Source organism: Ralstonia sp. VS2407, assembly GCF_052950655.1.
In genome coordinates, this window is the sequence record NZ_JBRFVG010000009.1 from 137383 (window position 1) to 150730 (window position 13348).

At 65.2% G+C, this 13348-nt stretch carries 12 protein-coding genes; 4 read left to right on the plus strand and 8 right to left on the minus strand.

Annotated elements, in window-relative coordinates; all coding sequences use genetic code 11:
• The first annotated feature begins 82 nt into the window (after positions 1 to 82).
• The 3 genes from ACU8YE_RS16285 to ACU8YE_RS16295 all read left to right on the plus strand — a co-directional run bounded on the left by ACU8YE_RS16285 (position 83) and on the right by ACU8YE_RS16295 (position 3510).
• Positions 83 to 712 (plus strand): TetR/AcrR family transcriptional regulator, encoded by a 630-nt coding sequence (locus ACU8YE_RS16285; protein WP_446929171.1) that lies wholly within the window; start codon positions 83 to 85, stop codon positions 710 to 712.
• On the plus strand, positions 712 to 3240 hold the full coding sequence (locus tag ACU8YE_RS16290; RefSeq protein ID WP_446929172.1) for a PEP/pyruvate-binding domain-containing protein: 2529 nt from the start codon (positions 712 to 714) through the stop codon (positions 3238 to 3240). Before ACU8YE_RS16285 ends, ACU8YE_RS16290 begins: the two co-directional genes overlap by 1 nt.
• Before the next feature lie 123 nt (positions 3241 to 3363).
• On the plus strand, positions 3364 to 3510 hold the full coding sequence (locus ACU8YE_RS16295; RefSeq protein ID WP_232038798.1) for a hypothetical protein: 147 nt from the start codon (positions 3364 to 3366) through the stop codon (positions 3508 to 3510).
• A 60-nt stretch (positions 3511 to 3570) separates the two neighbouring features.
• Here ACU8YE_RS16295 and ACU8YE_RS16300 read toward each other — a convergent pair whose 3' ends face one another.
• The 5 genes from ACU8YE_RS16300 to ACU8YE_RS16320 form a co-directional block, all read right to left on the minus strand.
• Positions 3571 to 4257 (minus strand): Fe2+-dependent dioxygenase, encoded by a 687-nt coding sequence (locus tag ACU8YE_RS16300; protein WP_027679602.1) that lies wholly within the window; start codon positions 4255 to 4257, stop codon positions 3571 to 3573.
• A 48-nt stretch (positions 4258 to 4305) separates the two neighbouring features.
• Positions 4306 to 6534: a TonB-dependent receptor gene (locus ACU8YE_RS16305; protein ID WP_446929173.1), complete on the minus strand. Its 2229-nt coding sequence runs from the start codon at positions 6532 to 6534 to the stop codon at positions 4306 to 4308.
• 286 nt (positions 6535 to 6820) lie between these two features.
• Complete coding sequence (locus ACU8YE_RS16310; protein ID WP_446929174.1) at positions 6821 to 8224, minus strand: ClcB-like voltage-gated chloride channel protein; 1404 nt, start codon at positions 8222 to 8224, stop codon at positions 6821 to 6823.
• Between the two features lie 52 nt (positions 8225 to 8276).
• Positions 8277 to 8594 carry a YciI family protein gene (locus ACU8YE_RS16315; RefSeq protein ID WP_232038801.1) on the minus strand — a complete coding sequence of 106 codons (318 nt, stop codon included), beginning with the start codon at positions 8592 to 8594 and terminating at the stop codon, positions 8277 to 8279.
• A 127-nt stretch (positions 8595 to 8721) separates the two neighbouring features.
• Entirely contained in the window at positions 8722 to 9720 is a 999-nt protein-coding gene (locus tag ACU8YE_RS16320) for a zinc-binding dehydrogenase (RefSeq protein WP_433867618.1), read from the minus strand.
• A gap of 205 nt (positions 9721 to 9925) precedes the next feature.
• Between ACU8YE_RS16320 and ACU8YE_RS16325 the strand changes: the two genes are divergently transcribed.
• Positions 9926 to 10798 carry a LysR family transcriptional regulator gene (locus ACU8YE_RS16325; protein ID WP_232038803.1) on the plus strand — a complete coding sequence of 291 codons (873 nt, stop codon included), beginning with the start codon at positions 9926 to 9928 and terminating at the stop codon, positions 10796 to 10798.
• A gap of 108 nt (positions 10799 to 10906) precedes the next feature.
• Here ACU8YE_RS16325 and ACU8YE_RS16330 read toward each other — a convergent pair whose 3' ends face one another.
• The 3 genes from ACU8YE_RS16330 to ACU8YE_RS16340 are packed head-to-tail and all read right to left on the minus strand — an operon-like array spanning position 10907 to position 13342.
• Entirely contained in the window at positions 10907 to 11632 is a 726-nt protein-coding gene (locus ACU8YE_RS16330; RefSeq protein WP_004632384.1) for an ABC transporter ATP-binding protein, read from the minus strand.
• Positions 11629 to 12426 carry an ABC transporter ATP-binding protein gene (locus ACU8YE_RS16335; protein ID WP_232038804.1) on the minus strand — a complete coding sequence of 266 codons (798 nt, stop codon included), beginning with the start codon at positions 12424 to 12426 and terminating at the stop codon, positions 11629 to 11631. Before ACU8YE_RS16335 ends, ACU8YE_RS16330 begins: the two co-directional genes overlap by 4 nt.
• Positions 12427 to 12433: 7 nt before the next feature.
• The gene (locus ACU8YE_RS16340; RefSeq protein ID WP_232038805.1) at positions 12434 to 13342 is read right to left on the minus strand and encodes a branched-chain amino acid ABC transporter permease; all 909 of its coding nucleotides are present in this window, start codon (positions 13340 to 13342) and stop codon (positions 12434 to 12436) included.
• Positions 13343 to 13348 lie beyond the last annotated feature (6 nt).

Consider the following 13348-nt stretch of genomic DNA (forward strand, 5'->3'; position numbering starts at 1 on the left):
ATTCTACAGAGGGGCTCTCGCTTGCACATATTTTTGAACGACGTATAAAATTGAACATCGTTTAAACAATGGTGTGCCCATCATGTCGTCCAACCCGATCCCCATTGAAGCCGGCCGCCGCGAGCGCAAGCGCAACCAGACGCTGGACCACCTGGCGGCCACCGCCTTCTCCCTGTTCGAGCAGCACGGTTACGACACGGTGACGATGGAGCAGATTGCAGCGCAGGCCGATGTGTCCAAGGGCACGCTGTACAACCACTTTCCGGTCAAGGAAGCCCTGTTGGCGCACCAATTCCACGCCGAACTGGCGGCAGGCGGCACGCAACTGCGCGCGCAGATCGAGGGGCAGCCGGATTTCGCCTCCCGCCTGGCGGTGCTGCTTTCCGCCTCGGCCGATTGGTGCAACGTCCGCCGGCCCTATCTGGCCGCGTATTTCCGCTACCGCTTTGCCAGCGCCGACCTGGCCGCCCGCAACCGTGACCCGGAGAAGCGCAGCGGGCTGGAAGCGGTGTTCATGGCGCTCATCGACGCGGCGCAGCGCTCGGGCGAGCTCGACACCCGATTCGATGCCGAGCAGCTCGCGGGGCTGTTCGAGTATCTGTATCTCGGCGCGCTCATGCGCTGGCTGGCACGTCCCGAAACAGACCTGCACGCGGGTTTCTCCGCCGTCATCGACCTGTTCCTGCACGGCATGGCCCGCAAGGAGGCTTGATGAACCCGCTCGTGCTCGATTGGCCGGCTGCAGCGGCGGCTGGTGCCGCTGTGGCGGGCGGCAAGGGCTGGCAGCTTGGCCGGATGTCGAAACTCGGCGTGCCGGTGCCCGATGGTTTCGTGCTGGCCGCGGACGCCAGCCTCCGGCGGAATCACGGAGAGGCGGTGCCCGATACGGTGCTGGCTGCCATCGCGCAAGCGCTGGCCGCGCGCGGCTGGCAAAACACGCCGCTGGCTGTGCGCTCTTCCGCACCGCAGGAGGATTCCGCGCGACGCTCGTTCGCGGGCATTCACGAGACGCGACTGAACGTGATGGGCATGCAGGCGCTGGCGGACGCGGTGCGCGCAGTGTGGGACTCGGCGCATGCACCGCAAGCGCTGGCATACCGCGAGCGCTTTGGCATCGACACCTCCGACCTGGCGATGGCCGTGGTCATCATGCCGATGCTGCCGGCACTGGCCGCAGGCATCGCGTTTACGTGTGACCCGCTGACGGGCCGCGACGACCACATCGTCGTCAACGCGCACTGGGGCCTGGGCGAAGCGCTGGTGGGCGGCCATGCCGATGGCGACGTCGACCGGCTGGAAGTTGCGCCGCAAGACGACACGCTGCATGTGGTCGAACGCCGGATCGGCACGAAGCACCGCATGACGCGGGCGCTGTCCGAAGGCGGCACCGCACTCGCAGACACCGCCACTGCAGACGCCCGCCGCGCCGTGCTGGACGACGCGCAGCTCATCGCCTTGGCCACGGTCGCGCGCGACACGGCCCGTGCGCTCGACTTTGCCCAGCCCCGCTATGACATCGAATGGGTCTGGGACGGGCAACGCTTCTGGATCGTGCAGGCTCGCCCGATCACCACGGCCGCCCGCCAGACTTACGCTGCGCTCCAAACCCAGCCGACGTTCTGGACGCGCGGCAACACGCGCGAGGTGTTTCCCGCGCCGCTGTCGCCCATCGACTGGACGCTCTATGGTCACGCGGCCAACCGGATGCTGATGCTGGCGTACTCGCTGGCAGGCTACGCACTGCTGCCAGGGCTGGCGCGCGCCAGGCTATTTGGTGGCCGCGTGTATCTGGATGTCTCGTTGATGCAGTGGGAGGCCTTTGACGCGTTCGGCATTGCACCAGAGGCCATCAACCGCATGCTGGGCGGCACGCAGCCCGAGATTGCGCTGCCGCGCGCCACATGGCCGCAACGGCTGGCGCGTGGCGCGCGGCTTGTGCGTTATCTGTGCAGCGCCGGCGCCGCGCGCCGCCATGCACAAAGCGATCTGAACCGCGCCCGCAAGCAAGCTGCGCAATGGCGTGAAGACGCGTGGCCGGAATCGACCGCGGAGCTGGCTACCTGCCTGCGCGACCGCTTCAACATCGCGCGCCGCGCAGACGGCCTGTTCTTCCTGCAAGGCTCGGCGGGCGGCTCCGTTTCGGGCCTGGTCGACGTGATCGAAAAACAGTGCCCCGGTGAGGGCCACGCCCTGGCCGCCGCGCTCATGGCCGGCGCTGAACCCAGTGTGACTGCGCAGCAAAGCTACGAACTGATGGCCCTGGCGCAAACGGCCGCCGCCGATGCCGAGGCGCTCGCCTGGCTTCGCGCCGACAACCGCATCGGCACGCAATGGGCGCTGCAAATACCGGCGCACAGCCCGTTCCGCCAGCACTTCAGTACGTTTCTGGAGCGCTACGGGCACCGCGCCATTGAAGAGAGCTACTTCTGCCGCCCGCGCTGGCGCGAGCAACCCGACTATGTGCTCGACCTCGTCGTCGGGCTGATCGGCAGCGACGCGAATGCCGTGCGGCAACGGCAGCTGGCTGCCTCCAAGCGTGCGTGGGCGCGCCTGCCGTTCTGGCTGCGCCCGATTGTGCGGGGGATGCTCAAGGGTGCCGTGCGCGATAGCAACCAGCGCGAAGCCGCACGCAGCGCACTGGTGGCGTATCTGGACGCGCTACGCATCGGTCTGTTGAAACTGGCTGACAGGCTTGTCGGCGAAGAAGGACTCGATGCGCCCGAAGACATTTTCAACCTGACGTTGGACGAATGCGTTGCCGCGGGCACCGGCGCGCTGCCTGTGCGCTTCGCCGCCCAGCGCGCGCGTGAACGCCGCCAGCAATTGGACGATTGGGCCGCCGCGCAGGAGCCGGACATCCTCACCGAACATGGCGAGGCACGGGTCGGGACCAGCGCGCCAATCGCCCTCACAGGCGATGCGTGGAGCGGCACCGCCGTAGGCGCAGGCTCGGCACGGGGGCAGGCTCGGCTCGTCGATCACGCGGCTGGCGGCACGGCGCTGCAAACGGGCGATATCCTGGTCGCCCCCAGCACCGACCCCGCCTGGACGCCGCTTTTCCTGAAGGCCGGCGGGCTCGTCATGGAAACCGGCGGCTACCTCTCGCACGGCGCTATCGTGGCGCGGGAGTTCGGGATTCCGGCGGTGGTGAACCTGCCCGGCATCCGGGCACAGTTGGAAGACGGCGAGACGATCTGCGTGGACGGGAACGCCGGCACGGTCAGCAGAGTGGCGGATTAGGCACGCATATGTGGTGATGAGGCGACACTGGCAAATGCGATTTGCTGCGCCGCAATATTCGGACTAACATTCGGGTATTCCCTACTAGGGTTATCCCTAAATCAGTCCTCAGAAGGAATCGCCATGAACACCGTCGCTCTCCAAGCCGCCCCCGCCTCGCGCCTCGCCCGTTTCTGGCAAATCGTGCGCCGTGAAGCCAGCCGCGCCGTAGCGCTGCACGTGGAAAGCTGCGGCATGATGGCCGAGCTGTATCGCCGTTCGGGCCACTAAGCCGAAGCGCACGGCTCACAGTGCGTCGCACCGCCACGGGTGTGACGCTGGGCGCTCAGATCAGGTCTCGCTCCACTGCCGCATCAGGTTGTGATACACGCCGATGAGCGTGCGGCGCGCGGTGGCATCCGCGTCGGTCTGGTTGAGCGTCTGGATGGCGTTGTCCAGGTCGAACAGCATGGCGCGCTGCGCGTCATCGCGAATCAGGCTCTGGATCCAGAAGAAGCTCGCTACGCGCACCCCGCGCGTGATGGGCGTCACCTGATGCAGGCTCGTTGCCGGATAGATGACCAAGTCGCCGGCATTGAGCTTGACGCTGTGCATGCCGTACGTGTCTTCAATCTGCAGTTCGCCGCCGTCATAGCTGGCGGGGTCTGACAGAAACAGCGTGGCCGAGATGTCGGTGCGCAACTTTGTACCGTTGTGCGGGTGGATGCGCACGCTGCCATCGACATGCGCGCCGAAGGTCATGCCCTCGCCGTAGCGGTTGAACATGGGCGGGTACACCACGTTCGGCAACGCCGCGCTGATGAAGCGTGGGTGCCGCTCCAGCACGCTCAGGATGAGCTGCTGGCACTGCAGGGCCACTTCTGCGCCCTCATCAATCTGCTGGTTGACCTTGACCGGCGCCCCCGAATATCCGGCCGACACGCGGCCATCGACCCAGGCATCGCCCGCGTTATCGAGCAGATCGCGCAGCGCAGCCACCTGCGCGGCGTTGAAAACGTTCGGAATGCAGACAAGCATGGCGCTCGAAAGAAACGGGGATGCAGCCGGGGGCCCATCCCCCAGCCATTACATCCGATACACCACCGAGAGCATCGCCGCACGGCCGGTGCCCGGCACGGCGCGACCGCCATCGGACGGAATCAGCGCATCGTAATACGTCTTGTTGAACACGTTGAACAAGTTCAGCCGCACGTCGTATTTCGGCTGATGGTAGGCCAGCATCGCGTCCCAACGCACGAAGCCGCCCGTCTGCACGGTGTTGGTGTTGTTGGCATACCGCTGGGACATGTAGAACGCGCCCGCACCCACTTCCCAGTTCGGCACAAAGGCGTAGCTCGTCCACACTGTGGCCGAATGCTTGGGCGTGTTGGCCGGCGTCATGCCCTGCGTGCCCGCGGCAATGCCATTGACGATCTGCGCATCCAGATACGTATAGCCCGCGAAGATCTGCAGCTTGTCGGTGACATGGCCCGTGGCACCCAGGCGCGCACCGCGCACGCGGATCTTGCCGGCCGACGTGTACGTCGTGCTGTCGATCTGTGTGCGGGCGTTGTCCTTGGTGATCTGGAACAGCGCCGAGCTGACCGACAGATCGCCGTTGAGCAGATCCCACTTGCCACCGGCTTCATACGACTTGTTCTTCTCGGGGTCCAACCCCTGCTGGCCCGTGGTGCCCACGAGTTGTTCCAATGACGGGTTGAACGACGTGCCGTACGACACGTAGTACGACTGCCATTCCGTCGGTTGCCAGATGCCGCCCAGGCGCGTGCTGACAAAGTTCACGCTCTGCTGCGCATACGGCAGCGCGGTGATCTTGGCCGACGCCGGCGTGTTCGCCGAATTCAGCGAGTTCGAAATGCTCGCCACGTAGCGGTCGTAGCGCAGGCCGGCCACCGCCTTCCACTGCTTGGTGAATTCGATCGAATCGTTGAAGTACGCAGCCACCGTGTTGGCCGAGCCGCCCTGCAGGTTGCCCAGGCTCGACGGCGTGCTGGCCGGCGACGTGGTGTAGCTCGGGCTGACCAGTGGCTCGCACGAGACGAAGCCGCTTGTCATGCTCGACTGCGCCAGCGGCGTGCCGTTGCACGAGCCGTTGCGGTAATAGTTTTGGTTGTCGTAACCGTCGTGGCCGAACTCGGTGCCGACCAGCAGCGTGTGCTTGACCGAACCCGTATCGAACTTGGCCGTCAGCTCGGTCTGGTTGAACAGCGAATAGTCACGGATGCGGCGGTCATGGCTTTGCAGGCGCACCGACAGCGCCGAGAGCGGCAGATTGCTGTTGGTCAATGCCGTGAACACGCCTGACGAATTGACCGTACCCACCGCGTTGGGCGCCGTCTCGCGCGCATCGGTCTGTACGTAATTGAACTGCGTCTGATTGCGCAGCCGCAGGTTGGGCGAGAACTTGTGATCGATATTGGCCGAGAACGACGCCACGTCCTGTGTAGTGCGGTCATCGGTGTAGCCGTAATACGTCTTGGGGCTGACGTTGACCGGGTGGCCGTTGAGGTTCGGCACGCCGTAGTCGGGCATGTCGCGGTTGTGCTGCAGCAGCGCGGACAGCGTCACCTCGGTTGGCGTGCCGATGCCGAAACGCCACGACGGCGCGATGCCGAAATCCTGCGCGGTCATTTCGTCGCGCGTGCTCGTCTTGCCGTTCTGCGCCATCGCGGCGATGCGGAAGGCGGAGGTATCGGACGTCGGCGTGTTGACGTCGGCGGTGGCGCGCACGAGGCCGTTGGTCGTGACCGAACCGGTGATTTCCGTGGCCGCCTTCAGCTTCGGCTTCTTCGTCACCTGGTTGATGACGCCGCCCGTTGAACCGCGGCCAAACAGCATCGACGATGGGCCCATCAGCACTTCCACCGAATCGAGGGCGAACAGGTCGCGGTAGTACTGGCCGCGATCCCGGAAGCCGTCCAGGTAGATGTCGGTACGCGCCGAGAACCCGTTCAGGTTGATGTTGTTGCCGATCTGCCCGCCTTCGGCCGCACCGATGGTGATGCCCGGCACGTTGCGTAGCGCATCGGCCAGCGAGCTGCCGCCTTGCGCATCGGTCAGCGCCTTGGGCACGACCGTCACCGATTGCGGCACATCGCGCAGGTTCTCGGGCAGCTTCGAGATGGAGCTTTTGGCGGCGTTGTAGTCGTCGCGCGGGGCAGACCCCTTCACAACGGCTTCCGGCAACGTGGTGGTGGCCGGTGCCTGGGCTAGCGTGGCCTGCTGGGCAAGTGCGACGGTGGGGGTGGCAAACAGAGCCAACAGGGCGCTGGCGACGGGCGTGCGGCGGTTCATTGCGTGGTTTCTCCGGCGGCGCTCTTCTATTGAGTGCCAGCCGCTCCGGAACGCCCTCCTGCGCCCGTGCCGCCGTGCACGAGAGCGCACTACGAATTGCGGACGCAAATATAAATGATAACGATTCGCAACAGCAACAAAATGTCGCAAAAAACTCCTGAAAGTTCCCGGAAACGCACAATTCAGAGAGGCTTATAGAGCGCTTTTCCTTGGATTTGGCTGACTTGGCAAGCTTGTCCCCAAGGAATATCTGTGGTCAGGCGCCTCCCCAATCAGCAAAGCGTACCTATTTCTGCGTGCCCGGTGAGGGCGATGGAAGGTGCTGCGCATCGTCGCCGGCATCTGCACGGTTGCGCGCCAGCGCACGCGCATACACCGACGGCGCACCGGCTGCATGTGCCGTCACATAGCCGGTAATGCAGGCCAACATGAGCGGCAGCACCACCTGATACGACAGCGTCATCTCGAAGATCATCAGGATCGACATGAGCGGCGCATAGGTGGTGGCTGCCAGCAGCGCACCCATACCGACCACCGCGTAGCTGACCGGCACCGGCGCAGCACCCGGCAGCAGCGCGTGCATGCCCGTGCCGTACAGCAAACCGAGCGCGGCGCCACAGAACAGCGTGGGTGTGAACACGCCACCCACCGCGCCAGAGCCCGCGCTCGACGCCGTCGCCACCACCTTGCAGATCAGCACCAGCGCCACCGTCTGCCAGAGCCACGGCTCGTGCAGAAAGCTGTTGACCACGCTGTAGCCGTTGCCCCAGACCTCGGGCACGCCCGTGGACAGCGCACCGACAATCAACCCGCCGGCCGCCAATCGCAGCGTGAGCGGCAGCTTGGTCTGTGCAAACGCATCACGCGCGCGGTCGATCAGCCCCAGCAGCAACGGCCCCACCATCCCCGCCGCCAAACCAAGGCCCAGATACGTCAGCACTTCCCAGCCGGAGACGAAATCGAAGTGCGGCATCTCGTAGACCGCCCCGTACCCGAAGAACTGGCGCACCACGATATCGGCGGTGACAGCCGCCACCAGCAGCGGCCCGAGCGTTGCCGTGGTGATGACGCCGAACACGATTTCACAGACAAACACGGCGCCCGAGATGGGCGCGTTGTAGGCAGAGGTGATGCCAGCGGCCGCACCGCAGGCGACCAGCAGACGCAGTTGCTCGACCGGCACGGGCGTCCAGCGCCGCAGTACCCGGCCGACCAGCGAGCCGCACATTGCCGCCAGTTGCACCATCGGCCCTTCGCGCCCGATCGACGCGCCGCTGGCCACCGAGCACAACGACGACGCACTGCGCACCAGGCTCTGGCGCGCGCTGAGCACGCCATGGCCCACGGCAATGGCTTCCATATAGTCTTCCGAGCCTTTTCGGGGGATCCACTTCAGGCCCACCTGCAAGGTGATGCCTGCCAGCAGTCCACCCACCGTCGGCACCAACAGACGCGCCCACCACGGCAGCGCGCGTGCCGTGGCCACCAAACCCTGGTCCGTACCCGAAAGCCACCATTGCAGTAGACGCAGGCATTCGCGAAACAGGATCGTCGACAAGGCGCCTGCGCAGCCGATCACCCCGGCGATCACGAACACCAGATGCTCGCGACCGAACGGCAGCCGGGCAGTCGCGCGCCGCCACCATGGCTGGCGCGGCACTTCAGATTGAGGCGGCGGCGTGTCGGTCATGTCGGTTCGCGCAAGGACAAGCCGACATGATAGCGGTGGCGCCGCACCGGTTTTAAGTCGACGTCGCGACCAGGGCGTCTGGCAACCACGCCTGCGGTGTATCAGCACTCCGACGATTCGGGCCCCAGGCAATGACGCGCGCCTGCACGAGGTTTTCGATGACGAAAGGGTCGCGCGCGACGATGTCGTCGATCTCTTCGCGGGATTCGGCACGCGCCAGGATGCCACCGCCCTCACGCGGGAAGAACGGCCCCGACATCAGGAAGTGGCCGCTCGCATAGTGCGCGTCCAGATGCGCGCGGTGCGCAGGCAGCACCCGATCGAGTGCTTCGAGCGGTGCGGTGTAGTTGAAAAGAATCAGGTACAGCATGCGATGGCTCCTTGTGGGATGAGGTCAAACCTTCGAAACGCGAGACCTGGCAGCGTGAAGCAACGATGCTGAGTGTCCCGCAGAAATGGGTACGCTTTGTACGGAAACCCTTCGGCGCGCGGGGTTCTCAAGGGCGCAAGAGCAACGCCCCTGAGGTCTGTGCGGCTTCCAGCGCGGCGTGCGCGGCGGCCGCATCTTCCAACGCATAGGTACCGCCCACCGGCACGCGCACGCCATCCAGCATGCGTTGCAATGCCGCCTGCGCTCCAGTTCGGTAGTTCGACAGTTCGGCCATGTAGCGGAATACGCCCGGCCGCGCCAGCGCGATGGAGCGCGACGGTCCAAGCGCCGCAAGATCGACGACATCCGTTTGGGCGTTGCCGACATCGCCTGCTTGTCCGATGCTCGCCACCATGCCGAACGGCCGTGTCACTGCCAACGAGGTCTGCAGCATCGCGCCGCCAATGCCGTCGATCACGTAGTCGACGCCTTCTCCGCCGGTGAGTTGCAGCACGGCTTCGCGCACATCCTGCTGGCGATGCAGCACAACGTGGTCTGCGCCGTGGCCCAGCGCGACGGCGGCCTTGGCTTCGCTGCCAACCGTGCCGATCACACGCGCACCCTGGCGCTTGGCCCACTGCACCAGCAACACGCCCAGGCCGCCGGCTGCAGCGTGTACGAGCAGCGTATCGCCGGCGCGCGTCTGCCGTACCCGCGTCAGCAGCATGTGTGCAGTGATGCCGCGGACCAACGTGGCTGCCACGGTTTCGTCATCCAGCGCATCGGGCAAGGCAATCGCCCGTTCGGCCGGGATGTTGCGGTGGCTGGCGTAGCCGCCGGGTGCGCCGTCCATCAGGCCGGCCCAGGCCACGCGCTGTCCAACGACAAAGCCGCGCACTTCCGACCCCATCGCTTCCACCACGCCAACGCCCTCCACCCCGAGCACCGCTGGGAATGCCGGCACCGGGTACAGCCCGACACGGTGATACACGTCGACAAAGTTCACGCCGATGGCCGTGTGCCGCACCGTCAACGCGTTCGGCGCAGGCGGCGCCAACATCAGGCTGGCGGGCCGCAAGCCCAATGCCGGTCCGGGTTCGCGCAGTTGGATCACCTTGGCATGCATGACAAAAGTCCTCGCAGAAATAGGTACGCTTTTCGGTTTGGTGGATGACGGGTACTGCGTTCGTCACGTTGTGAAAGAAGCGTAATCCGTTCAGAATCACCCGGGAATTCACAAAAACCGATCAGCTTCTGTGCAAAAAAGCCCAGGTTGGCCAAAAAATGCGCGCGCCCCGGCGCGTGCGGCGGCGGCCGAACCTTCCTCTTCCTTGCAGTGGGATGACGTGCGCTACTTTCTCGTGCTGGCGCGCGAGGGCAGCTTGTCAGCTGCTGCGCGGCGGCTGGCGGTGGAACACACCACGGTAGCGCGGCGTGCCGATGCCTTGGAGCAATCGTTGGGCGTGCGCCTGTTCGACCGCCTGCCGCGCGGCTGGCGCCTGACCGCTGAAGGCAACGCACTGGCCGAGCGCGCTGAGCGCATGGAGCAGGAAGCCGCCGGCTTTGCGCGTGCGGCAGCGGGCGCGGGCAGCTTGCGCGGGACGGTGCGTATCTCCGCGCCACCCACGGTGGCCAGCCACATCATTGCGCCAAACCTGGCGACACTGCGCCGGCAATGGCCCGGCATCGACCTCGTGCTGCTGGGCGAAAAGCGCAACGCCAACCTGATGGCGCACGAAGCCGACTTGGCGGTGCGCTTGTCGCGTCCGACGTCATCGACCTTGGCGACACGGCCATTGGGCGACCTCGGCTACGGCCTGTACGCCACCGCAGAAGTACTCGCACGCCCCGAAGCCGAATGGGAATTCATCGGCTACGACGAAAACCTCCGCCACGTCCCGCAACAGCGCTGGCTGGACAACTACGCAGGCGAACGTCGCGTGGTCTTACGCTGCAGCGATTTGGCCGCAATGCATCAGGCGGCGCTGGCCGGACTGGGTGTCGCGGCGCTGCCTCACCTGCTTGGCGCGCCCGCAGAAACGGGTACGCTTTTGCGCCGATTGCCCATCGACGACCCTGCATTGCATCGAGAAATCTGGTTGGTGATCCACCCCGACGTTCGACGATCACCGCGCGTGCGGGCCGTGGCCGACGCATTGATCGCGCTGTTCGACGCACAGCGCCACGTCTTGGCAGGGATTTGAACGTACGCAGAAACGGGTACGCTTTTGGATGAAAATGAACCGCAAACCCAATGGATATGCGGTTCTTACGCCTCGGCAATATTGCATGCCGAGGCGTGTTCGGAACGCTCAGCCGCCCAGGTAGGCTTCGAGCACGCGTGGATTGCCCAACAGGTTTTTGCCGCTGTCAGCCAGCACGATCTCGCCGGTTTCCAATACGTAGCCGTGCTGCGCGATCTTCAACGCCTGACGCACATTCTGCTCGACCAGGAAAATCGTCAGACCCTCGGCATTGATGGTGCGCAGGATGCGGAAGATTTCCTGCACGATGATCGGCGCGAGGCCCATCGAGGGTTCATCCAGCAGCAGCACGCGCGGGCGAGCCATCAGCGCGCGACCAATGGCCAGCATCTGCTGCTCGCCGCCCGACAGGTTGCCCGCCAGACCGTCGATGCGTTCCTTCAGGCGCGGGAACAGGTGGAACACGCGCTCCAGGTCCGAGGCGATCTGGCCTTTGTCCTTGCGCGTGTAGGCGCCCAGCTCCAGGTTTTCGCGCACCGTCATCGTGGTGAGCGTGGCGCGCCCTTCGGCCACCTGCACGATGCCCCGCTCCACACGCTTGTGAGCAGACCACTGCGTAACGTCTTCGCCCTCGAACAGGATCTGGCCGCGCACATCACCCTGCGACTTCGGGATCAGGCCCGAGAGCGCCAGCAGCGTGGTCGATTTGCCCGCACCGTTTGCGCCCACCAGCGAGGTGATCTCGCCGGCCTTGAGCGCAAAGTCGATGCCCTTGACGGCTGCGATGTGCCCGTACGACACATCCAGCCCCTTGACTTCCAGCAACGTGGTCATGCCGTCTCCTTCTGCGCGGCATCGCCGTTCGCGTCATCGTCGTCATCGCGGCCCAGGTACGCCTCGATGACTTGCGGGTCATTGCGGATCGCCTCGGGCGGCCCTTCGGCGATGATGCGGCCGAAGTTGAGCACCGCGATGCGCTCGCACAAGCCCATCACGAAGCGCATGTCGTGCTCGATCATGAAGATCGTGTAGCCGCGCGCCTTGATGTTCTCGATCTCGGCCATCAGGTCGACCTTCTCGCCGGTGTTCATACCGGCGACGGGCTCGTCGAGCAACAGCAGCTTGGGTTCGGTGGCCAGCGCCCGCGCGAGTTCGAGCTTGCGCTGGTCGCCGTACGAGAGGTTGTCGGCAATGTCGTGCGCCTTGTGGTCGAGCTTGACCCACGAGAGCAGCTCCAGCGCACGGTCGCGCGCGCGGCGCTCGGCAGCGCGGTACTTGGGCAGCGACAGCAGCAGGCCTGGTGCCCCGTAGTCCAGATGCCGGTGCATGCCCACCACGACGTTCTCCAGCAGCGTCATCTCCTTGAAGATGCGGATGTTCTGGAACGTGCGTGCGATGCCCATCTGCGTGATCTGGTGCGGCTTCTTGCCGACAAGATTTTCGCCGTTGAACGTCAGCGAGCCGCCCGTGGGTGCCAGCAGGCCGGTGATCAGGTTGAAGACGGTCGTCTTGCCGGCGCCGTTCGGGCCGATCAAGCCGAAGATGGTGCCTTGCGGCACTTCAATGTTGACGTCCTGCAGCACCGACAGGCCGCCAAAGCGCTTGGAAATGGAGGTGAGTTTCAGCATGGCGGCCTCAGTGCGATTCATTGGAAGCGGCCGGGGTGTTGCCCGTGCCCGGCATGGTGCCGCCGCGCTTGATGCCGAACCAGCGCGCGAAACGCGCCGGATCCCAGATGCCCTTGGGCAGGAACAGCACGATCACCATCAGGATCACGCCGTTCACGACCAGGCGGAAATCCTTGAACGCACGCAGCAACTCGGGCAGCAGCGACAGGATCAGGCTGCCGAGCACCGGGCCCGTCAGGCCGTTGGTGCCGCCGAGGATCGTCATCGTGAGAATCTCCACGCCGCGATCAAAACCGAACTCGTTCGGGCCGATGAAGAACGTCAGATGCGCATTGAGTGCACCCGCGAGCCCGGCGATGGCCGCACCCAGCGTGAACGCCAGCAGCTTGGTGCCGGCCACGTTGATGCCCATGAGGCCAGCAGCGGTTTCGTCTTCCTTGATGGCCTCGAAAGCGCGGCCAACCTTCGACCGACGCATGCGCGCCAGCACGAACAGCGTCGCCAATACGGCCAGCGCCACGTGCCACCACTCAGTCAGCTGCGGAATGCCGTTCAGGCCCAGCGCGCCGCCGGTCCAGTCTTCGGTGTTCAGGATCAGCACGCGCACGACTTCGCCAAAACCAAGCGTGGCCATGGCCAGATACACGCCGGAAAGACGCAGCGTCGGCCGGCCGATGACAACGGCCACCACGGCCGGTGCCACCATGCCGCCCAGCAGGGCGACCGAAAACGGCATCTCGGCATTCATCGTCAGCAGCGCCGCCGTGTAGGCGCCGATGCCCATGAAGGCCGCATTCGCCATCGCCAGCAGGCCGCACGACAGCGTCAGGTAAATGGACAGCGCCAGCAACGCATTGATGCCCAGCGTGAGCACCAGGTTGCTGTAGACCGACCAGAAGTTGTCGAACCATTCCATGTCGTC